Source organism: Paenibacillus sp. CB74 (genome assembly GCF_055687625.1).
Window position 1 is genome coordinate 1,385,144 of sequence record NZ_CM146009.1, and the last position, 22,498, is coordinate 1,407,641.

Here is a 22,498-nt window from a genome sequence, read left to right on the forward strand (position 1 = left end):
TTCAGCAGAGCCAATTTTAACCGAATCGAGGTGACGTAGACAGATGATGACTGAGGAGATCCAGGAGAAATATGCGGACGAGCTAGAAGCTTTTCACATATGGATGAAGGACGCCGGTTATACAGGCCATACGGTAAAATCATACACGGGTGACGTGGTGGAATTCCTGGTCTCCATTCAAGGAAAGTCACTGGAGCAGGTCAAAAAGCTGCATGTGTTGTCTTTTCTGTCCCGTGCGCGGGAGCGTGGGGTTAGTGATGCCACGAGAAATCGCAAACATGCGGCGGTGAACTGCTTTTACAAGTCCCTCATTGAACTCGAATTGTTAACGAATAATCCGGCTTTTGGGATCAAAAAATCCAAAACTGAGAAAAACCGTGCGCCCGTTTTCCTGGATGAAAGTGGGCTGACACGTTTTCTGGAGTCGGTAGAAGGCAAGTATCGCACACGCAATCTGGCTGTTTTTCTGCTGATGGGGTATATGGGATTACGGGTTGGAGAAGTGCATGCTTTGGATTGCAAAGACTATAATGCGGAGCGGCGTACATTGGATGTATTTGGTAAAGGTCGTAAATGGCGCTCGCTACCTGTACCGGAGACCGTGGCAAACGTCTTGTCTCAAGCTATGGCAGAGCGTTTGGAACCTTGGCGACCGAAAGAGGAAGCATTGTTTGTCTCGCAAAAAGGAAAGAGACTGTCGATTCGCAGCATTCAGCTCATATCTACGGAAACCTTTGAACGCTTCCAGCAGGAATCACCAGCCAATCAGCGTCAAAACTACTCCAGTCATAAGCTGCGTCACTCCTTCGCGACCATGATGTTACGGCGCGGAGCCGACTTGCGAACGGTGCAGGAGCTGCTCGGTCACGCATCGATTCAAACGACAACTGTCTATACACATGTCACCAGTAGGGAGAAAGAAGAGGCTATGGCTCTGCTTGACGTTAAACTTCCGACATATTAAGAAATAAATAACGCTTATTTAATCTGAAGAGAAGTCTGTCCTATGGACAGGCTTTTATTTGTTTTCATGTGGAGAGGAGAATAAATAACATAATATATATTATGTTAACTTATGATTTAAATAATCATAATTATAATCACATTCACAATCATAGTTATAATCAAAATCAAACCAAAGGGGACCATCTGAAGCTTCTCTCTGGAAGACTCCAATGGTCCCTTTGGGTATGACAGATATGTTAAATCACAACGGTTAACGTGCTTGATCGTTCACGACATGAATGATAAGCAGTCGGATTATTCCAAGCCAGCGATCTGTTCTTTTAATTTGTTAGCAGAAGCCTGGAAAGCCACTTTTTCGGTTTCATTCAACGGAAGAGGAAGGATCTCACGCACACCGTTGCGATCAACAACACATGGAACGCCCAGATATACATCCGATACGCCATTGTAATCTTCAAGCAACGTGGACACGTTCAGAACGGAGCCTTCGTTGCCGAGAATTGCAGCTACAATGCGGTCCAGAGCAAGGGCGATTGCATAGGAAGTGGCCCCTTTGGCATTAATAATCTCATACGCTGCATTTTTGGTACGGTCGAAGATATCCTGCTGTGTTTCTTCATCCAATTCCAGATCTGTTCCTGCAACGTTAGCCAGGCTCCATACCGGTACTTCGGAATCACCATGCTCACCAATAATGTGGGCGTGAATACTACGTGGGTCGATCCCTTTATTCTTACCAATGAGGTAACGGAAACGTGCGCTATCGAGCAATGTGCCTGAACCGATGACACGGGAAGCAGGCCATCCGCTTTGTTTCCAAGAAGTATAGGACAAAATATCTACAGGATTCGTTGCAATTAACAAAATACCATGAGAATTCACTTCAGTAATACGCTCAATAATTTCTTTGAAAATGCTTGCATTTTTCTTCAGCAGATCAATCCGGGTTTCGCCTGGTTTCTGGGAGGCACCTGCTGTAATAATAATGATATCTGCATCTTTGCAGTCGGAATAATCGCCAGCCCATACTTTCACGCCTCCCGTAAACGGAAGACCGTGGTTCATATCCAGCATTTCACCGGTTGCCTTATCATGATTCACATCCACAAATACCAACTCGGACGAACGCTGTCTCAACATTAGCGTGTATCCCGTTGTTGTTCCCACCGCACCCATGCCTACAATCACGACACGACTTGGTTTCAATGCTGCACTATTTGTCATGTTCATATCCACTCCTTTTGGGTTATACTCCCATCCATATTAAGGGATTACAGAATAGAAAGCGAGTGTTGTCTATAAAATAGTTCACATTACATGTCTTTTTACCAATTATTCCGTCGAAAAACAATTTAGGATGAAATTAATGATAATAAATGTGCAACACCTAGCCCAGAGCTTCAGTTAAAAAGAGGGAGTAGGGCAGCCCTAGAGGGGGCAATGAGCCTTTTACGCAAGGTTTGTGGTAGAATAGGAGCAGTGGATTCTGATGAATCGTAAATATAACGCCATAGGACAGGCATGCGCGCCTGTATATTGGATGAGAGAGGTGGAACCCACTTGCGTTTGCAATGGATCAAAATCGCGCAGACAGCATTGCTGTCTATAGGTATAGCAGCCTTACTAGCTGCATGCACCGACTCAGATCAACCTCCGGAAGCAGAACCTCCGCAGCAGCAGGAGGATTCCGGGAATACAGGGCAGACATTAACTGTCGTTCCCCCTGTCAACAGTACAGAATCTGCGGATATGGCCAAGTATCAAATACAGACCCGTTTGACCGATTTCCAGTTGCTTAATGACAATGGAGGGTTGGCATGGGGGGTGACGCGTAATGCGCTGCGTCTGTACTATACACAGGATCAAGGAAAGACCTGGACCAATATTTCACCTTCGGAAAATGTACAGTTTCCGGCTAACCCTCAATATGGACAAAGCATTTATTTTGTAGATCGTACGCACGGTTGGATTGTTCGCGAAGGCATGGGTGGAACAGACACCATGGTGCTTCGTACCAACAATGGAGGGGTAAGTTGGAGTCTGTCATCGCTGTCCAAGACGGATAAAGTGACTGCGATCTCCTTTGTATCTCCTGAAAAAGGATGGATTCTCACCACGGTGGATACCGCTATTGGTAAGCAGGACAAGAAACTGTACTTTACCGAAGATGGTGGAATCACTTGGAACCGGATGTCTTCCAGTGATGAAGATGGCAAACAGGAAGCAGAAGAGATTTCTCAACGTGGATACACAACAGGTATGACCTTCTCCGATCCGAAGCATGGTTTCCTAACGGCGATTGAGTTCGGCACACCGAAGTTGTATGTAACATCAGACGGTGGTGAGAACTGGGATAAAGGGCCATCTTTCTTTGATCGGAATAAATTCAACGGGTGTGGTAATTTTAGTGTCAGTTCACCCCAATTTTTTGGACGTGAAGCACAGTCAGCCTGGATGTCAATGTCCTGTTCTCAAGGGGAGAGCACGACATTTAATGGTTTTTTCACTTCAGATGGTGGAAAGAGCTGGAAGTTATCCAATTTTACTTTGAATAAACAAACGGGTCCGAATCGTAACCTTTCACCGGTATTTCTGAACGCTGTAGAAGGTTGGGCGATGCAAAAGGGCATAACCTACCACACCAAGGATGCGGGCAAAACATGGAGCGCTCTTCCTGCGAGCAGTGTACTGGAGAAAATTCTTGAAGACTATCCGGAGATCGTGAAGATTCAGATGATTACCTCCAAACTTGGCTGGATATTGGTTGAGAATACAGATGCCAAAAGATCGTTGTTATTGCAAACGATGGACGGCGGTGTACATTGGAAAGTGCTTTAAAAGTAGAGTGTTATCGATGTGATTAAATATAGGGAAAGTGAGGAGCCGAAAGGTTCCTTTTCTTTTTTTGTTTAGTTTGTGAAATAAATCACAAATAAAGCTGTTAGAAGGTGATATATTTAACTCAACAAGAGAAGGAGTGATGAAGATGAGAACCAACGGTCAGACTCAATTCACGCAGGCGGATGATTTAACCAGATATATGCTTCAATTATGCTACACATGTGATGATGCCAATCGTTGTACGACAGAAGAAGCAGTGAAGGCTTGCATGGCAGAACACGCAAAGGCAGACCAGCCCGAACCAGCCGAAGGTGGAGAAGTAACTCGCGGGTTTATGGATATGATGTACGCTTAGTCATCAAAACTGATCAAAAAAAAGCTGATATATCAACGTTTTGCCCCCTGCTGGGGGCTTTCTTTTTTTGAAAACAACTGAAAAAATCACATTTCCACAGCGCACTCATATCACTTCACAGTACTATGCTCGAAGGGAAAAATTAGTTTACGTACTTTCCATAATCCGGTATGGCAATACGGTCAAATTCATTAACCAGTTTTCTCAGACTTGTTGTTAGTAATTCACCAGACATCGGTAGTCCATGGCCAGTTACAGCAACCAATGGCTTTAAACTCTCAAGTTTAACAACAGATTGCTTTGCAGCTTCCCAATCTGTTGTTAAATAGCGAGGGGGTCCACTTATCTCCAATTCCTGATTTAATACTTTATACATATACTCTTGTTTTACAGTAGCAAAGGCGTCACCTGCGATTAATGCTCCGTCACTTTCCCTAAACAACGAAACATGACCGGGAGAATGTCCTGGGGTATGAATCCACCTAAATCCTGGCATATGGGGTACAGTTCCGTTCGGAGGTAACGTTTGTACATGACTTCCAAGGTTTATTGGTTCGTTAGGAAAAGCTGGGGACATCTTTGCTACCAAACCACCTTCAACCGTAGGGTCTGGTTCCGGGTAGCTTTTAACCCCTGTGAGGAAGGGGATCTCCAATGGATGTGCATAAACCGGAACTCCCCAGTGTTCTACGAGTTCGATCACCCCTCCGACATGATCAAAGTGTCCATGGGTCAAAATTACTGCTTTGGGCCGGCTGTTTGCACCGAAACGTTCCTCAATGACAGAAATTATTTCATTTGCTGACTTTGGCATTCCGGCATCTACTAAAACGAAATCGTCAGATTTCGGGTTACCTACTAAACAGATATTTACAATTTGAATCGTGTAGCAAAATAAATCAGGTCGTATTTCAGTCCCCACACCACTTCCCACTGAAGTTACAGGAATAAACTTGTAATCTGTACCGTAATTCAATTCTTCTTTCATTAGCTCATCCTCCTTATCGATGTTAAATTGACTTGCTGTAGTATACCCAGAAGTTTAGAATTATCCGATTTCGTACCCTTCCGCAGGCGGATTAGCAAACAATTAATGGACAAAACTAGCGCATCTTACATGCATGTCGCTGTGTAAAAAAATGAATCCATTATACCATCGGTATTTTTTAACTTATGAATATGTATCTCATGAACATGGAACTATACTTCTGGTGGTCATTAAAATTTGAAGGAGCTGTTTTGATGGGAATATTAAGTGGTAATCCAAAAAATGAACCTATGCATTACGGTGAAATCTTCAGCGTATGGCAATGTTCAACGGTTGCGAAGGGGGCACTTTCCTTTTACCAAGCATTTTCTAATCATGCAGGAGATAAAGATTTGAAAAAAATATTGGAGGCACTAATTGATCAAGCTAAACTTGAGATCAAGGAGTGTGATACTCTACTCATTGATAACGGAATTGCTACAACACCAGTTTTACCAGAAAGACCTCCAGTAAAACTGGAAGACATTCCTGTTGGTGCAAGGATTACAGATCCTGAGATAGCAGCAAGTATTGCTTCTGATACTTCAATGGGATTGGTTGCTTGTAGTCAAGTTATGGGCCAATCCATTAGAGAAGATATCGGAGCCTTATTTGCGAAATATCACGTTACTAAAACCGCGTTAGGCCTTCGTATTCTCCAAATGAGTAAAGAAAAAGGATGGCTTATTCCTCCGCCTCTTCAAGTGAAAAGACCGGAAGCTGTGGAAGTTTAAAAATGAAAAAGGATCCCTGCTGACATTAAAAGTTAGCAGGGATTTTTATATTTTAAAATAAATTATGTTGCTGGATTGATATGTAACCATATATTATTCCATAGGACACCTCTCTCTAACTGCTCGATGCTTTCTTTCCGCTGCCCAAAGCAGGGAGGATGCGTAATATGATTCAATATATAAATGATACTTTTTATAACTAAAACTCAGATGGGAAGTAATAAATCAACTTGTATAACTACAAACTTATGTCAGCGAAAAGATAGTAAGATGGGTCTGATATAACGCTTAGCTATATTCACGGAGAACGCTCCTGAGGTTCTTTTTGATTTGGAGTGAAATGTATGCGCTTTTAAATGTACTTCGCAAATATTGCAGCATGGGTTATTATAGAAATAATTAAGGTGATTTTCTCAAAATGTGGAATTGATTTAAGCCACTACTATCGGACCGTAAATTATCAACCTATGTGAATACGTTGGCCAAAGCTGGATTCGCTATTGAGCATTTGATTGAGGAATTTGATGATGAATTAATGCAACTACAAAATAAAGGCATGAAAACTATATTAGATAATAGGGGGGAGCGAATGAAGATTAATCAAAAATATTCCTATGTTAATAAAGCAATCACTTCTGTTCTTGTACTTGTATTCATCATAATGACATGTCCGGGATCTGTGCGCGCTGAGGTAGAGCAGGTGGAGACAACACCCTCCAGAATTGCGTTATCTTCACTAGAGGAAACGATTGATTCATATGTGGCCACGAATCAAAAGAAAACCGCTGCCGTATCGGTTGTAGCTATCAAGAACGGTGAGACGATTGTGAATAAGGCCTATGGTTACGCAGATTTTGAGCAAAAGAGACAGGCAGACACCTCTACTGTATTTGAATGGGGTTCAACCTCTAAACTGTTGGTCTGGACGAGTGTTATGCAACTTGTAGAGCAGGGGAAGCTTGATTTGGATACCGATATTCAGGAATATTTACCAGAAGGGTTTCTTAAGAAGCTTGAATACGATGCTCCCATCACCCTAAGGAACCTAATGCATCATAACGCAGGGTGGGAGGATAGATTGATCGATTTATGGTATTCATCCGAGAGTGATATTGTGGAGTTAGGTGAAGCTTTACAAAAATTTGAGCCAAGGCAGATTGATAAACCTGGGAGTGTCGTTGCTTATTCAAACTATGGTACGGCTATGGCTGCTTACATCGTTGAAGTGCAAAGCGGACAACTATTTTATAAATATGTAAATGAACATATATTTAAACCGCTGAATATGAAAGAAACTTCGATGCACCCGTCACAGCATGATAATCTAAACGTCTTGAAAAAGAGAAATGAGATTCAAGGGTACACTACGAGTCTGAAACTCATCCCTAAGAACAGAGCATACATAAGCTTATACCCTGCGGGGGCCGCCATTGGCACAGCAGAGGATGCAGCTAAATTTCTCGCAGCTTTAATGCCGGTGGATCATAGCAATTTATTATTCACGAATAAGGAAACGTTAGACGAGATGCTGTCACCAAGTCTATATTATGATGGAACTTCTAATCCTCGAATTGCACATGGCTTCTTTGAAGTGGAGTACTGGGTGCCTGCACTTGAACACGCTGGAAGTACGGCGGGATTTACAAGTAAATTTGTTATTGACCCGGAGTCTAAATTTGGGTTAGTGGTCATGACAAACCAGTCAAATGAAATGGCTTATAGCGTTGGTCTTGTTCAAAAAGTGTTTGGAAGTAGCTTCAGTACAAATTCGGTTACATCTGAGAGTGGAGGATATTATCTGCCTGCGCGACGGGTCGTTTCTGGTTTTACGAAGGCATATTCGATGTTAAGTCTGCAGAAGTATACAACATTTGACCTTAGTAACTTTGCAAATGTTGTTGAGCGTAACGGGACTATTGAGAAGGTCTCCATTCCTTATAATGACTTTTTGCCCGTATCCAACTTGACGATAAACTTGATCAAAGCATCTTTTATTGCGCTTGCAGTAGCCATCCTGCTCAGTTTGAGAGCGATAATTGGCTATTTTATTCGGTTATCCAAATACAAATTAAAAAACTGGGAAAGACCCGGTACAGGCTTTGATAAGTATCATATTGCTATTAATATTGCCAGTTTAGCATTGATTTTAAATACGACCCTATTGTTCATGCGAGCCTTAGGCTTTGCCCCCTATTCTTCATTACGCGTACATCTCATCTTAAACCTGGTTTATGTGATTCTAGCAGCAGCGTACCTTGTCTTGATGTTCTACAAACTCCTGAAGAGAAGTTACAGCAAAAAGCAAAAAGCAAAAGGCGGTATACATCATGTCTGGCATATCTGCTTTCCTATTTGCTACTTTTATTATGGGATGGGATTTGTACTTTTAGAGCGATATGCAACGTGCACTCAATCAGAAAGGGTACGAAATAACAGAAAGGACGAAACCATGAATATTCAGGATCTCCCCATTGAAATAAAAGAACATATAGGGAAAGTTCAGAAAATCACTTTTCCTAAGCAAGGTCATACTTCTACTGTGGCTATTCTACATACGTTCGACCAGAAGTACATCATCAAGAAGACAGAAAACGATCTCTATAATGAATGGTTATCCGATGAATATCAGGTGCTTCAATCCCTTTATCGCACGGGGCTCCCTGTTCCAAAGGTATATTCGTTTCATATGGAGGAGACATCGAGATGGCTTCTGATGGATTATATTGACGGAATAAGTTTAAGAGAATTTCTCTCTACAATGCCTGACCTTGAAAGTAAAGAAAAAGCGATTTTTAACTTTGGGCTTTGTTTAAAGAAAATACATGAATGTTCTTGTCCTGTTGAATTATTGAGCAATGACAGTCCTTGGTTAGATACAATGCTTAGCAAAGCAGAGTATAATCTAACTCATTTTGCGGTAGACGGCTCAGCAGAACGACTTCAACGGTTGAAAGAAGCACGGCCAAGACCAATAGATAATACTTTTATTCATGGAGATTTTACTATAGATAATGTGCTAGTTAATGATTGCAATATTGTTGGAGTTATTGACTGGGCAGGAGCGGCATATGGCGATCCAAGATATGATGTAGCATTAGCCATTAGACCGAAACCTAATGCGTTTGATAATGAAAGAGATAAAGAAATATTTTATAACGGTTATGGAAAGTTAAGAATAACGGATGAAGAATACAATTATTTTGAAGACGGGATATATAACTTCTTTTAGTTTGGTTTTATATTATTATATTCCAACGTATATCAATCTCTATAGAAGGAGTAAAACAAATGAGCCCTCCAAAACATATCGTATCTGCCGCTGCAATCGTGATCAACGACAAAAATGAACTATTACTTATTAGAGGCCCACGAAGAGGATGGGAAATGCCGGGTGGTCAAGTGGAGGAAGGAGAATCTCTTAGTCAAGCTGCAATTAGAGAGACGAAAGAAGAATCTGGCATCGACATTGAAATTATCAAATTCTGCGGCATCTTTCAGAATATCGAAAATTCAATATGTAACACATTATTTTTAGCCAAACCAATAGGTGGGGAATTAACGACATCATTGGAGAGTTTAGACTCTGGTTTCTTTCCAATGGAAGAAGCCATTTTAAAAGTCGAATGGAAAAACTTCAGAGAAAGAATAGAGTTTTGTTTAAACCCTGAGATGCAACCTTTTTGCATTGAGTTCAGTGATAAGAGTAATATTTAAAAGTTGTCCCAGAAGTGTGGTACATATTAAAGTGTATCCTCTATTATTACCTTTGATTGCAGATTCATCATAGATGTGGGTCTAGGAATGAAGCCGAATATGACCCTAGTTAAAAAAGGTAGGGAGGCCAAAGTTTGAGTTCGGGAAAGAAATATAAACGGCTGGGCACTGTTCGTAATCTCGTTCATGAAATACTTCTTAAGGAAAGTGTTAACAAAGAAGGTAGGTTGATTTATCTTAATGGGGTTTCTAATTTTGCTTCCATGCTTGCTATGAAAAGAGTACAGGATTCGGAAATTACTGCGATTGCAGGGTTACTTCATGGTTTTTATTTCAACAAAACAGGAATCGAAGACTTTCCTGGTCCTAATAGTGCAGATGCTGTTAGACCGATATTACGTAGTGCTGAGATCTTTACGACAGATGAACTGTCTATTATTCTTAAATCAATCTTTTATCAGGAAGATACACATCTAGTTCATGGTCCGTATGAAGAAATTATTAAAGATGCCATACTGTTTCAGATGTACTTCCAGAATCCAGGTAGAAGCTTATCAAAGATAGAGATAAGTAGATTAGAGAATGTATTTAATGAATTTGGGATATCGAAGGAAAAAATAAAAGCAGACGTTAATTTTAATGTGCAAAATGTTAACATATATACTGAAGATCGGCGTTCCAAGTTAGCTGATTTAGCAGAAACGCTGGCAAGGCAAAATATTATTGGTACTCCAAGGGATCAACGATATCAGGAAATTTGCAGATATTGGCCGGATTCCGATATCTATAAAGTACTTGAAGCCAACTGGTGTGCCGCATTTGTATATCATTGTTGTATGAAAGTTGGAATGAAACTCCCTATTCGATATCCTAATCGAATGTATCGATTAGCTGGAGTGGGTGCTTGGCTGGATTGGGCTCAGCTAGCTGAAACAGGATTCTTTTATCGGGATATGCAAGAAGGGTTTGAACCAGAGCGTGGTGATATAGTCATTTATGAGAAGCTTTTAACCGATAATTCTCACGATCACATTGGAATTGTTTTGGCCTGTGACGGTAATCAATTATTGGTTGCAGAGGGGAACACAGACAATAAAAACTACTCTAGCGTTTTGGACAGAGAAAGAGGATATTGTATTCTCGGATATATCCGTGTAAGTGACAGCTATCAATTTAATTTTCAAGGAGAGTATAGACCAACTTAGCTGATATACATGGGTGTGCTAGTTTATGTATCTTGAGGTTATGATTTTTATCAAAAACATAGGAAGATTAATATCAGAAAGGAAGTTCAATCAATGAAACGAGTCGATGTAGTATATACACTACTAACCAATCCATCCAAGACTAAAGTGCTTGCAGTAAGGAATGTAGGGCGTTCAAGCTGGTCACTGCCTGGCGGAGCTGTTGAAGCTGGTGAATCATGGGAACAAGCAGCAATCCGGGAAGCCCAAGAAGAAACGGGACTTGATGTTAGCGTGCACGGTATTGTAGCAATCAACGAGTGTAAATTTGAAGAAATACAGGAACATGCGATTTTTATAACATTCAGAGCAGAAATTGTCGGAGGGGGAGAAGGGATATCAAGACCAGATGAAATCTCTGAGATGGCATGGTTGGATATTACACAGGCAGATGAGCTCATGCCGTACTACAAGAGCGGCTTTAAAAGCTTACTTAATGGCCATGAGATTACATATTTCAACGAAGGTAACAAGTGATGTTCTGGGTGTAGTGTATAAAGGAGGCTAACAGATGAACAAGAACAGTGTTTATGAAACAAACAGCTTCTATTGGGATACGAGAGGGAATGACTATTTGAGAGCAATCGTGCTTCCGCATTATGGAGCATTCATATCAGAAGAAAAACACCAACTATTTGGGGATGTCTCAGGATTAAAAATGTTAGAGGTGGGCTGTGGAGATGGCCAATCCTTGCAGTATCATGGGGATCACAATGCTGGTGAACTGTGGGGTATGGATATATCAGAGAAACAGATAGAAAAGACACAACAACACTTGAGGACACACGGTATTTCGGCAACATTGATATGTTCACCCATGGAAGAGGAATGTGGAATTCCTACGAATTATTTTGACGCTGTGTATTCAATTTATGCCATCGGTTGGACCACTGATCTTCAAGGTACTTTCAGCAGAATCGCTTCTTATTTAAAGAAAGATGGCATTTTTATTTTCAGTTGGTCTCATCCAATTCATAGATGTGTCGTTGAAGAAAACGATAGATTTGTCTTCAATAAGCCATATTCTGATGAATCGTGGTATGCGGTATCTCCTGACTTTGTTCAGGGTGAACTAACTTTAGCGGATCGTCAAATATCAACCTATATCAATGCGTTGGCAAAAGCGGGATTTGTCATTGAACACATGATCGAGGAATCCGATGAGGATATCATGCAATTACATGATAATAGCGATAATCTCCTTAAAAGAGCGAAGGTGTTACCTGTAACTTTTGTGATCAAAGCGAGGAAACGATAATTAAATGAAATGAATCGGAGAGTGGACTATGTTTAAATATCAAATGGATACAGCTACCTATGTATCGCTTTTGGCAATGAAAGATGCACCCCAATTATATGATTTGATTGATCGTAACAGGGATCATATAGGAGCATGGTTGAAGTTCCCCAATATGACATTAACAGAAGATGATTCAAGATCCTTCATCAAGAGAACACGTATACGATATGCTGAAGATGATGGTTATTGGCTAGGAATCTGGTGTGAAGACGAGCTTGCTGGTTCTATTGGCTACTTATACATTGATCAAGAAAACAAGAAAACTGAAATAGGATATTGGCTAGGTAAGGAATATGAAGGTAGAGGACTTATTACAAAATCGATTAAAATGCTAATTGATTACGCTTTTAATGAACTTGAATTAAATAAGGTTGAAATTGGCGTAGCGACAGATAATTTCAAAAGCCGCGCAATTCCTGAAAAATTAGGCTTTCAACATGAGGGTGAATTAAGAGATTACGAATATATTAACGGTGTTTATCTAAACAGAATTATCTATGGCTTGAAAGCAGATCAATGGAGAACGTAATTAATTAAAATGTATGTGTTTAAAGGAGCTAGTTATGAGAAAATTACCTTTATTTATAGTGACAGGCGCAAGTGGAACAGGAAAAACAACGATCTCATCTCTTGTTCGCAAGCTGCTTCCCGAATTTGACGTCTTTAATATGGATATCATCAATAATGTGGATTGGCAGATTGCCAAAGAGAATTGGTTGAGGATTGCGTATAGCATATCCCTAAGTGGACGAGGAACCGTTTTATGCGGAACGATGGTGCCGGAAAACATTGCATCGTCCGACTACATCGATCGATTCGATCAGATTCTATATATGAATTTGCATTGTGACGACGTTACTCGCGAGACGCGTTTAAGAGCTCGTGGGTGGGATGAGAACTCGATCGAAGATCACAAGAATTTTGCAAATTGGCTACTCCAGAATTCGGAAACTGCATTTGACCCACCCATGCAAAAAATCGAAACGGCAGAACTTACAGCAGAGGAAGTAGCTGAACAGATCAAAGAATGGGTTCTAAAAAACTGGTGCGAGGAATGAACACCTAAAATAACCTTATAGTTAGATTGAGTGGGAGGAACAGATGTTACCTTTTCAAGTAAATGAATCTATTGTATTAAAGCTGATCGAATCTCAAGATCGAGATGTGTTGTATGCATTAATAGATGAGAATAGAAAGCACTTGAGAACGTGGTTACTCTGGGTTGATAAACGGCAATCGCCCCAAGATTTAGATTCTATAATAGAGTTATGGACACGTAATTATGAAGAGCGAAACGGTTTTGATTCCGGAATATGGTTTAATGGACAATTGGTCGGGATGATAGGGTTGCACTATATTGATTGGAACAATAGAGCAACGAGCATTGGATATTTTTTAGCTGAGTCAGCACAAGGTAAAGGAATTATTACCAAATCGATAGAACAATTGCTTCAATATCTCTTCAACGAGTTGAAGTTAAATCGTGGAATCATTCAATGTGCAGAAAACAATTTTAAAAGCAGAGCCATACCTGAGAAAATCGGATTTACTAATGAGGGTATATCGCGAGAAGCTCAATGGGTTTACGATCATTATGAGAATATATTGACTTATAGTCTGTTATCTGGTGAATGGGATACTTAAACGGTAGAGTATATCGTCTGCTAAGCGAAGGAGGGCACGGATTGTTTCTCAATGTATTACTTTGGTTGATCATCCTCTGGGTGATATCTATCTATTTCAGTTTTCCCAAGAAAGATCGCATGAACAGCGTCAACGTGCCAAGTACATATTACATTCAATCTTCCAATCAACTGGATATGCAAAAGAATAATGAATGTGCTGCATTTTCCAGTGCGTTCGTCTTGAGACATTTCGGTTTGGAGTCCAACGGAAATAAGCTTTATGAATCCTATCCTCGCAAATTACTGGATGGAACCGTATATCCGAAAGCGGTTGTTGTTTTTTTCAGAAAGCTAGGATACCAGGCAATGTACTTACGTGGTAATGTGAATACGTTGAAGCAACAGATCAGCCAAGGGGTGCCTGTTATTTTATTTATTAAAGTCCATGCCAAACAACGTTACTTGCATTTTGTTCCCGTTGTTGGTTATGATGAAACGCATTTTTACTTGGCAGAATCGTTAGATCACAAGGTTAATTGTGATGAAGAGTATTACAACCGAAAAATCAGCATCAATGAACTCAACACGGTATGGAGGTCATGGTTGCCCTTTTGTCAGAACTCATATATCGTCGTACATCCGAAGAAGACTTAAGAAGGCCCACTCGAGGGAAAGGAATTTACTTTGAACGAACGAATTGGCATTATTCGAAAAATCTGCAGGGTTAAAACATGAAACTCATGCCCAATTGGCATGAGTTTTTCTGTGAACAAATCTACTCACGTAAACAAGTTCGCTTTAATCGCTGGTTATGAAATATAGATAAAACGTATAGGCAATTGCTACGGAATTTATAGTTTTTCTTGTAAATCAGGCTTAGCTTTTTAATTAATTGGTTGTTCGTCCACGCATCTATTTATCTACATACGTACGTTAAACTATGTCCATAGGGAGGTGTCCACACGGTGAGTCATTCAGAAGTGAAGAAACGAATGAAGAGAAAAAAGGCAACATTATATCCGTGTAAACTTAAAAGAAAAGAACGCCGATTGAAAGTGGTTAAGAAGTTCGTTCACGTAAAATGTCCGCCTCCAGAAGTGAATATATCTACCCCTACTGTCGTTGGTCCAACAGGACCGCAAGGGATACAAGGCGTGCAGGGTGTACAGGGTATTCCAGGTAAACAAGGGGTAGAAGGGCCACCTGGAGCTCAAGGACCAGCGGGAGGGCCGCCTGGACCACAAGGACCTCAGGGACAGCCTGGTCCTGCTGGAGCCGTAGGCTCTCAAGGTCCGGTCGGACCTGCTGGCCCCATGGGAGCCCAGGGCATTCCGGGAGAAGCAGGGGCTGTAGGGCCACAGGGTCCGCAAGGTAATCCTGGGCCTGCCGGTGCAATTGGAGCTCAAGGTTTTCCTGGTCCCCCTGGAGCTGTTGGGCCGACGGGTGCGACAGGAGCAACGGGCCCGGCAGGCACAGCCGGTGCAGCAGGAGTGGCAGGCCCTGCTGGAGCAGTAGGCCCGGCAGGACCAGCCGGTGCAACAGGAGCAACAGGCCCTGCTGGAGCTGCAGGCACAGCTGGTGCAACAGGAGCGGTAGGCCCTGCTGGAGCAGTGGGCGCGACAGGAGTAGCTGGTCCCGCTGGGGCAACAGGATCTACAGGAGCGACCGGAGCAGCCGGAAGCGTGCTGGGATTCGCTGACTTTTTCGCACTGATGCCACCTGATAATGCTGCAACGGTTGCTCCCGGTACGGATGTAAGCTTTCCTCAGGATGGGCCAACAAGTGGAACAACTATCGCCCGCACGGGGCCTAGTTCATTCAATCTGGCAGCCATTGGTACGTATCAGATTTTGTTCCAAGTGAGCATCAATGAAGCGGGTCAATTAATCTTGACCCTCAATGGGGCAGATTTGGCCCCTACAGTAGTTGGGCGAGCTACGGGTACTTCTCAGATTGTGGGTATGGCCTTGGTACAGACAACCGTGATTAATTCTATTCTGACCGTTCGAAACCCGGCTGGTAATTCTACTGCGTTAACAATTACGCCACTTGCGGGCGGAACAAGACCTGTATCGGCACATCTTGTGATCACACAATTAGCATGAGTCCGTTATCAGCCCTGGCTAAGTGTACTTTGCTTTATTAAATAGGCATCCCCAATGTAACATTGGTGTGCTTGAACGGAGATCTCAGTGCTTTACTCAGGCTGTTATCTCCGTTGGGGCTGATGTTGTACATATTAATTAGATTTGAAGACCAAAAAATAATATTAGCCCTGTTTCGGTAGCAGGTAGCGGACAAGAGTTCTTCAATGAAGCATACCTATTCATTCACTCCTTCTTTGATTTAATTGTTCAAATATTTAATCGGGTTAACAAGTTCCGTGTCCGTCCGCATATACATTACAGGAGACGGGTCAAGACTCCGGCTGTCCTAAGTTGTATGAACGGAGGGAGAGACATGGGCATTGAATCATCCTGGATGTTTGATTTGTTTGGAACCGTCTTTCCGGTTGTATTTGTTCTGATTATAGGTATAGTCCTTCTGTCGATGGGAAAAGAGGTATGGAGGTGGGGACGCAACAACTCGGAGCCGCTGTTGACCGTGCCTTCACGAATCACCAGCAGACGGATGAAGTTGAGCCAGACGCAATCTGAACCAGGCAGTACAGCACGAACGTTATACTACGTCACCTTTGAAGTGGAGAGTGGAGATCGACTCGAATTCAAAGTTAATGGCGAAGAGTATGGTTTGTGTGCTGAGGGAGACGAAGGACGGCTCTCGTTCAAAGGAACGCGTTATGTAGGCTTCGACCGATATAATCGTGTGTATTCCGAACGCCTACGGGGTTAAACTAAGCAGCTTGCGCCAGGATGGCGTGAGCTTTTTTTGATTTTTTGCTGGACAAGCGTTTCTTAATGGCTTTAACGTGTATTTATATAAGAAGAGGCATACTGAGATTATGATCAAAGGATCATTACCATAGAGGAGGCAATGAACATGTCATTTACAGATCAGGTTGTTGTTGTAACCGGTGCGGCACAGGGAATTGGACGGAGTGTGGCTGAGGCTTACGCGGTCGCCGGTGCCAAAGTTGTACTTGCTGACTACCAGGAAGCGGAGGGTGCGGCAGCTGCGGCTTCCATTCGTAATGAAGGTGGAGAAGCCATTTTTGTCCAATGTGATGTTCGGAGTGAGCGGGACATTACGAACCTTTTTCGCACAACCGTGGAAGAGTTCAATCAAATTGATGTGTTGGTGAATAATGCAGGACTCGCCAAATGGAAGTCCCCCTATGAGCTAACGCTGGAAGAATGGGACGATGTACTCAATACGAATGTGAGAAGTTGCTTTTTGGCAAGTCGGGAAGCAGCCAAACATATGAAAAGCAATGAGCACGGGGGTGCCATTATCAACATGGCTTCTACACGTGCACTGATGTCTGAGCCGGATACCGAAGCTTATGCCGCATCCAAAGGAGCGATAGTAGCTCTCACGCATGCGCTGGCGGTCTCACTGGGTAAAGACCAAATTCGGGTCAATTGTATCAGTCCGGGATGGATTGAGACGGGTGACGTGGAGAAATTGAAGAAGGAGGATCATGAACAGCATCCATCCGGTCGAGTGGGTGTTCCTTCGGATATCTCCCGTGCTTGTCTATATTTATCTGATCCAAGCAATACCTTTGTCACAGGGACCAACCTCGTTATTGATGGAGGCATGACCCGAAAAATGATATATGAGGACTAGAACCGGGATCGATCAGGGCGAGCCCGCCACTATACCAACTTAAGAGTAATAAGCCCAAGTTAAGCACTTGGGCTTATTTGTTTTTGATAACTCGGTTGCTATAATAAATGTGATTTTACAACCGTAGAGGAATGGAGGGAGTATATGTTCGGGAAACAATCCCGGAAGGTATTTTGGCTGTTACTGCTGATCGGAGGGATGATAATGATAGGGAATGAGTCACCTGCTGAAGCTGACGGCGCGGATATACGGGCGGCCTGGGTATGGCAGGCACAGTCTGTTAGCAACGGAGATGAGCTGTTGGCCAATGCAGCTAGACATAAGATAAACAGGCTATACGTAAATGTAGACATGACGCTGTCCAAGGAGGTATACCAGACGTTTATAGCCAAAGCCAGCCGTGCAGGTATCGCGGTTGAAGCGCTAGGAGGCGATCCATCCTGGGCAGTCAGTGGCCGTGAAGGCCCCATGCTCAGATTAGCGTCCTGGGTAAGTGACTACAATCAGGCTGCTGAGCCCAACGAGCAATTTGATGCCATACATCTGGATATCAAGCCCTATGTGTTATCAGCTTGGCAAGAAGATGCCAAGCCACTGGTACAATCCTGGGTGGCCAATATGAATCTGTTATTTGAGCAAGTGAGACAGAATGGCGCGGTTGCCGTGAATATGGACCTGCCATTTTGGCTGGATTCCTATACTATCACAGGGAATAGAGTTTCGGAGGATGCAGATAACGAACCATTGTCACGTTGGTTCATCGAACAAGTGGATCATGTCACTTTACTCGCTTACCGTGATAACGCACAAGGAAACAACGGTATCATACGTTTAATTGAACAGGAAATGAACTGGGCCGACGCCAGCAATGTGAGTGTCACGGTTGGGTTGAACACCAAACCAATGCCTGGCGAGGAATTCACGACTTTTGCCGGTAAAGGTGCAGCGCAGCTGGAAAGCGTTATTGAAGAAGTTGCCTCCGCATTCAGTGAACATACTTCATACGCCGGTTCTGCTGTACATGACATCGTATACTGGGGACAACTGGAGCCGTCAGAACTGCCATTACCGGAGATTCCAGCCAATCAGCCCGAGATTCGGGGGACGTATATCTGGGAGGCCTCTCAGGTGACGAATGACGGGGGAGAGCACATACTAGAGTTTGCCAGAGCGCAAAATATTAACTGGTTGTATGTTCGTTTAGATCTGGATCAACCGTATTCGAGTTACCGCAGTTTTGTAAAACGGGCCAATGCACAGGGCATTGAAATCCATGCCATGGGCGGACATCCGATCTGGGGCAAAAAGGAAAACCGTCCACGCATTCAGCGCCTGATTGATTATGTGAAAAACTATAATGCGGAATCCGAGCCGGATGAACGATTTGAAGGTATCCATCTGGATATTGAACCTTACACTTTGCCGGAATGGGAGAATAATCGGGACACCCTGTTGACCGAATGGGCAGCCAACATTACATTTTTCCAGGAAGAAACGAAGAAGGACAGTGATCTCGAAACAAGTGCAGACCTTGCTGTATGGCTGGATACCTTCCCGTTGCCGGGAAAAGACATGTCTGTGACAGAGTTTATGATTGATACACTTGATCATGTGTCGATGATGGCATTCCGTAATCAGGCAGAAGGGTCCAATGGCATTGCTGCTGTTGTGAGTCAGGAGATGGAGATTGCAGATCGTCTGGGCAAAAGGTTAATGATTTCGGTAGAAATGAAGCAGAACCATGAAGGTCAGCATATTTCTTTTTATGAGAAAGGGGCGGCGGAAATGGAACTTCAGCTCGCCAAGCTTCCGGATCTGCTGGCTGAGCATCAGGCTTACCAAGGCAACATTGTACATGCCTATGATTATTGGATTGAAGCCAAGCCTTAAACCGGCGAGTATTATAAGAAACGAATTGCTTCGGGACTTCACCTTGGGTGGGGTTCCGGGCTTTTTTTTATGGAAAAAAGATGGAATCGTGTCACCGAATGGGCTCCTGCACAATACGATGTACGGTGATGAACAGCTGAAACAAAGGAGGAAACAGACTATGGCTGTTATTAAAGCCAACTCAGAGGACGTCAAGCTGCTGGCTAGGCTGCTGAGGGCGGAGGCTGAAGGTGACGGCGAACAAGGCATGCTGCTTGTAGGTAATGTAGGTGTGAACCGGGTGCTGGTGGATTGTCTGGACTTCAAAGATATTCGTGACATCAACCGCATGGTATTTCAGAACCCCGGAGGCTTCGAGTCAACACAGAAGGGTTACTTTTACCAACGGGCGAGACAATCCGAGATTCGTCTGGCACAACGTGTAATTAATGGAGAACGGTTTTGGCCAGCCAGCAATTCATTGTGGTTTTTCCGACCTGTGGGCGACTGTCCGGATACGTGGTATAACCAGCAAAATACAGGACGTTTCAAAGCACATTGTTTCTTCAGTCCGACAGGCGACGACTGTCCGGAAGTCTATTAAATTTGGGGAGGAATCACTATGATTAATCAACCGTATCAACCTACGACTCAAACTATGGGTCAGCAAGCGAATTCCGTATTGGGCCAGCAAGCGAATTCTGTGTTGGGTCAACAAGCCAACTCTCAGGTTCAAGGTACATCTTACAAAATTGGTAACGGCATGCCTAGCATGTCACCAACGCCAGGAATGGTATCCCCTAGCTCAACTAGTGTACCGCCACTCGTATCCAGCGGAAGTCCAATGACTCCCTCGGGTGCTGTGGTTACGACAACGGCTCCTCAATTTGAGCAATCGTACATTGAAAATATTCTGCGTCTGAATCTCGGGAAGTACGGCACGTTCTACATGACATATGAAGGCAACAAAGAATGGAATGCTCGCATATTCCAAGGTATTATTGAGGCAGCGGGCCGTGACCATATTATTATCAGCGACCCGAAGACTGGAAGACGGATCATGCTGTTGATGGTCAATTTCGACTATGCTACATTTGATGAGCCATTGTTGTATCAATATCCGGGCGTGGTAGGCAATTACCCACAAGCTCCGAGCAGATTCTAATTGGTGGTTCTTCGTTTCAATTGATTGGATATGTCTAACACATCCTGATTTATTATGCTGTCCCGAATGTGGAGATGATCCGCGGACGGGACGGCTTTTTACATAAGCATTTAAGCGAAATCGTTACAAAAATAATTGAGTCAGACGTAACCTTTTGATAAAAAGATGGCACTTATATATGAACAGAACAAGCAACATGCCTATATGAAGGGAGTCCATAGCATTGAAGTCATGGATTGAAGGAGCAATGAAGGGCGAACCCGAAGCTTATGCGCAACTGATGGCGCAATATCGCGGAATGGCTCTTACTGTAGCCCATCACCGGCTGGGGGAAGCATTCTGGGCAGAAGATGTTGTGCAGGAGGCCTTTACGGAGGCCTTTGGCAGTCTGTCCAAACTGGAGGACCCAGAGGCCTTCCCGGGGTGGTTCAAGGTAATCGTAGAGAGGCAGTGTTATCGCTGGCTACGACGCAAGCAGCATACCATGATTCCCGTTCAGGAGTTGGAGCATGTTTTCCATGAAGAGGAGGATCAGGCGCATAATCCGGAAAAACAAGCGGTGCAAAACGAAATGAATCGTACGCTGCGTGATTCTATTGCAATACTTCCATCATCGATGCGGATAGCTGTTGAACTGTTTTATTTGGAAGGATACTCGCTCAAGGAAATATCGGATTTCCTCGGGGTCAACGTACCTGCATTAAAGAAAAGACTGTTCGATGCCCGATCCAAACTCAAGCGCTCTATGCCTGTGAGAGATCTCGCCTCGATGTTCAATGATTTATATGAAGGAGGAAAAGGATTGTTACACATTATGAATGGGGACCACGCTGCCAATCGTTTAAAAGAGAGTGGAATCGAGGGGGATATCCTCGTATGGAGAGAATTATATACGTTTGGACCGGTAGTCCAAGATATGGGAGACGCAGAAGAGCGGAAGAATCGGGCATCCGTATTGGAACGGCAATTGGGCATTCCACAGACGGAATACTTGCAGATTGAGGAACTTGAACGCAAGTTGCATTCGTTTCAACAATATAAGGAGATTGTCTTATGGTTTGAATACGATCTCTATGACCAGACGATGTTATCTTACCTGTTACATTATTTCAACGGACAAGCGCTCCAGAATACGAAGCTGAACCTGCTCTGTATTGACTCGTATCCAGAGATTGAGCACTTTAGGGGATTGGGTCAGCTTACTTCCTCGCAGATCGAACGGTTGTCCGGGAGTTGGCATCTGATTGAGAAAAAGGAGCTACAAGCAGGTGCACAGTTCTGGGAAGCCTATACGTCAACGGATATACGGAATCATCTGGATTATTTACAGGCAGATACTTCTGCGCTACCCTTCGCAAAAGCTGCCTTTAAGGCGCATTTGTCCCGTGTACCGTCGGTATCCAATGGTCTTGGAGTCATTGAACAGACGACCCTGGAGACCGTTAGAGCGGGAGTAGATCGTCCATATCCTTTGTTTCGCGAGGTAGGGGACAAGCTGCATATTCTTGGGATGGGTGATCTTGAATACTGGGCACATCTGAGGCGGATGACAGAAGGCCCTCATGCTCTGCTTCATATGATTGGAGCAACAACTTTCCCTAATTTCAAGCAACATGATGAAACATTCCGTGAAGGAGTCCTGTCGCTAACGGAACTCGGAATTCAGGTTTTGAATGGAGAAGTCGATTGGGCACTGCTGAAACAGGATGAATTCTGGATCGGTGGATTGCATAATGCAAGTGGGAAACAGCCCAGCTGGCGCTGGAATCCTGCCTCTGAGACTGTAGTGGAGATTGAGTCTACATCGTAATTAGTGGATAGAATCTGGGGAAAGAACAGTATTGTAAAAGAGAGTATCCAGCCATGCGGAAGCATGAGCGAGGGTGCTCTCTTTGGTTTGGTTAGATG

22 protein-coding genes are annotated in these 22,498 nt (G+C 43.3%); 20 read left to right on the forward strand and 2 right to left on the reverse strand.

Annotated features, from left to right (window positions below):
* Positions 1-43: 43 nt before the first annotated feature.
* Positions 44-964 carry a tyrosine-type recombinase/integrase gene (locus tag ACX9NY_RS06370; RefSeq protein ID WP_339234382.1) on the forward strand — a complete coding sequence of 307 codons (921 nt, stop codon included), beginning with the start codon at positions 44-46 and terminating at the stop codon, positions 962-964.
* A gap of 296 nt (positions 965-1,260) precedes the next feature.
* On the opposite strand, the gene ACX9NY_RS06375 is transcribed toward ACX9NY_RS06370, so the two are convergent.
* Positions 1,261-2,190: an L-lactate dehydrogenase gene (locus ACX9NY_RS06375; RefSeq protein ID WP_253437053.1), complete on the reverse strand. Its 930-nt coding sequence runs from the start codon at positions 2,188-2,190 to the stop codon at positions 1,261-1,263.
* Between the two features lie 336 nt (positions 2,191-2,526).
* On the opposite strand from ACX9NY_RS06375, the gene ACX9NY_RS06380 reads away from it, so the two are divergent.
* Both ACX9NY_RS06380 and ACX9NY_RS06385 read left to right on the forward strand, forming a co-directional pair.
* On the forward strand, positions 2,527-3,804 hold the full coding sequence (locus tag ACX9NY_RS06380) for a WD40/YVTN/BNR-like repeat-containing protein (RefSeq protein ID WP_472477631.1): 1,278 nt from the start codon (positions 2,527-2,529) through the stop codon (positions 3,802-3,804).
* A gap of 148 nt (positions 3,805-3,952) precedes the next feature.
* Complete coding sequence (locus tag ACX9NY_RS06385; protein ID WP_339234377.1) at positions 3,953-4,162, forward strand: hypothetical protein; 210 nt, start codon at positions 3,953-3,955, stop codon at positions 4,160-4,162.
* Positions 4,163-4,304: 142 nt separating this feature from the next.
* Here the strand turns inward: ACX9NY_RS06385 and ACX9NY_RS06390 are convergent, their stop codons facing one another.
* Positions 4,305-5,150 carry an MBL fold metallo-hydrolase gene (locus ACX9NY_RS06390; protein ID WP_339255787.1) on the reverse strand — a complete coding sequence of 282 codons (846 nt, stop codon included), beginning with the start codon at positions 5,148-5,150 and terminating at the stop codon, positions 4,305-4,307.
* 254 nt (positions 5,151-5,404) lie between these two features.
* On the opposite strand from ACX9NY_RS06390, the gene ACX9NY_RS06395 reads away from it, so the two are divergent.
* The 17 genes from ACX9NY_RS06395 (at position 5,405) to ACX9NY_RS06475 (ending at position 22,400) form a co-directional block, all read left to right on the forward strand.
* Entirely contained in the window at positions 5,405-5,923 is a 519-nt protein-coding gene (locus ACX9NY_RS06395; protein ID WP_342570247.1) for a DUF3231 family protein, read from the forward strand.
* Between the two features lie 478 nt (positions 5,924-6,401).
* A complete protein-coding gene (locus ACX9NY_RS06400; protein ID WP_472477634.1) occupies positions 6,402-9,152 on the forward strand; it encodes a serine hydrolase in 2,751 nt (916 codons plus the stop codon).
* A gap of 59 nt (positions 9,153-9,211) precedes the next feature.
* Entirely contained in the window at positions 9,212-9,637 is a 426-nt protein-coding gene (locus ACX9NY_RS06405; RefSeq protein WP_472477636.1) for an NUDIX hydrolase, read from the forward strand.
* A 134-nt stretch (positions 9,638-9,771) separates the two neighbouring features.
* Positions 9,772-10,842: a CHAP domain-containing protein gene (locus ACX9NY_RS06410; RefSeq protein ID WP_472477638.1), complete on the forward strand. Its 1,071-nt coding sequence runs from the start codon at positions 9,772-9,774 to the stop codon at positions 10,840-10,842.
* Between the two features lie 93 nt (positions 10,843-10,935).
* The gene (locus ACX9NY_RS06415; protein ID WP_472477640.1) at positions 10,936-11,358 is read left to right on the forward strand and encodes an NUDIX hydrolase; all 423 of its coding nucleotides are present in this window, start codon (positions 10,936-10,938) and stop codon (positions 11,356-11,358) included.
* A gap of 34 nt (positions 11,359-11,392) precedes the next feature.
* Positions 11,393-12,139, forward strand: a complete 747-nt coding sequence (locus ACX9NY_RS06420; RefSeq protein WP_472477642.1) for a class I SAM-dependent methyltransferase — start codon at positions 11,393-11,395, stop codon at positions 12,137-12,139.
* A gap of 28 nt (positions 12,140-12,167) precedes the next feature.
* Positions 12,168-12,710, forward strand: a complete 543-nt coding sequence (locus ACX9NY_RS06425; protein ID WP_472477644.1) for a GNAT family N-acetyltransferase — start codon at positions 12,168-12,170, stop codon at positions 12,708-12,710.
* A 34-nt stretch (positions 12,711-12,744) separates the two neighbouring features.
* Positions 12,745-13,239: an AAA family ATPase gene (locus ACX9NY_RS06430; protein WP_472477646.1), complete on the forward strand. Its 495-nt coding sequence runs from the start codon at positions 12,745-12,747 to the stop codon at positions 13,237-13,239.
* A gap of 43 nt (positions 13,240-13,282) precedes the next feature.
* A complete protein-coding gene (locus ACX9NY_RS06435; RefSeq protein WP_472477648.1) occupies positions 13,283-13,825 on the forward strand; it encodes a GNAT family N-acetyltransferase in 543 nt (180 codons plus the stop codon).
* 41 nt (positions 13,826-13,866) lie between these two features.
* Positions 13,867-14,460 carry a C39 family peptidase gene (locus ACX9NY_RS06440; RefSeq protein WP_472477650.1) on the forward strand — a complete coding sequence of 198 codons (594 nt, stop codon included), beginning with the start codon at positions 13,867-13,869 and terminating at the stop codon, positions 14,458-14,460.
* Positions 14,461-14,771: 311 nt separating this feature from the next.
* Positions 14,772-15,911 (forward strand): collagen-like protein, encoded by a 1,140-nt coding sequence (locus ACX9NY_RS06445; protein WP_339255771.1) that lies wholly within the window; start codon positions 14,772-14,774, stop codon positions 15,909-15,911.
* A 355-nt stretch (positions 15,912-16,266) separates the two neighbouring features.
* Positions 16,267-16,659, forward strand: a complete 393-nt coding sequence (locus ACX9NY_RS06450) for a DUF2500 domain-containing protein (protein ID WP_472477653.1) — start codon at positions 16,267-16,269, stop codon at positions 16,657-16,659.
* Between the two features lie 147 nt (positions 16,660-16,806).
* A complete protein-coding gene (locus ACX9NY_RS06455) occupies positions 16,807-17,556 on the forward strand; it encodes a glucose 1-dehydrogenase (protein WP_342570239.1) in 750 nt (249 codons plus the stop codon).
* A 204-nt stretch (positions 17,557-17,760) separates the two neighbouring features.
* Positions 17,761-19,446, forward strand: a complete 1,686-nt coding sequence (locus tag ACX9NY_RS06460; protein WP_472477655.1) for a hypothetical protein — start codon at positions 17,761-17,763, stop codon at positions 19,444-19,446.
* A 160-nt stretch (positions 19,447-19,606) separates the two neighbouring features.
* Positions 19,607-20,029, forward strand: a complete 423-nt coding sequence (locus ACX9NY_RS06465; RefSeq protein ID WP_278294688.1) for a cell wall hydrolase — start codon at positions 19,607-19,609, stop codon at positions 20,027-20,029.
* A 99-nt stretch (positions 20,030-20,128) separates the two neighbouring features.
* Positions 20,129-20,590 carry a spore coat protein GerQ gene (gene gerQ / locus ACX9NY_RS06470; protein WP_445252831.1) on the forward strand — a complete coding sequence of 154 codons (462 nt, stop codon included), beginning with the start codon at positions 20,129-20,131 and terminating at the stop codon, positions 20,588-20,590.
* Between the two features lie 223 nt (positions 20,591-20,813).
* The gene (locus tag ACX9NY_RS06475) at positions 20,814-22,400 is read left to right on the forward strand and encodes a sigma-70 family RNA polymerase sigma factor (RefSeq protein WP_472477657.1); all 1,587 of its coding nucleotides are present in this window, start codon (positions 20,814-20,816) and stop codon (positions 22,398-22,400) included.
* The last annotated feature ends 98 nt before the right edge of the window (positions 22,401-22,498 follow it).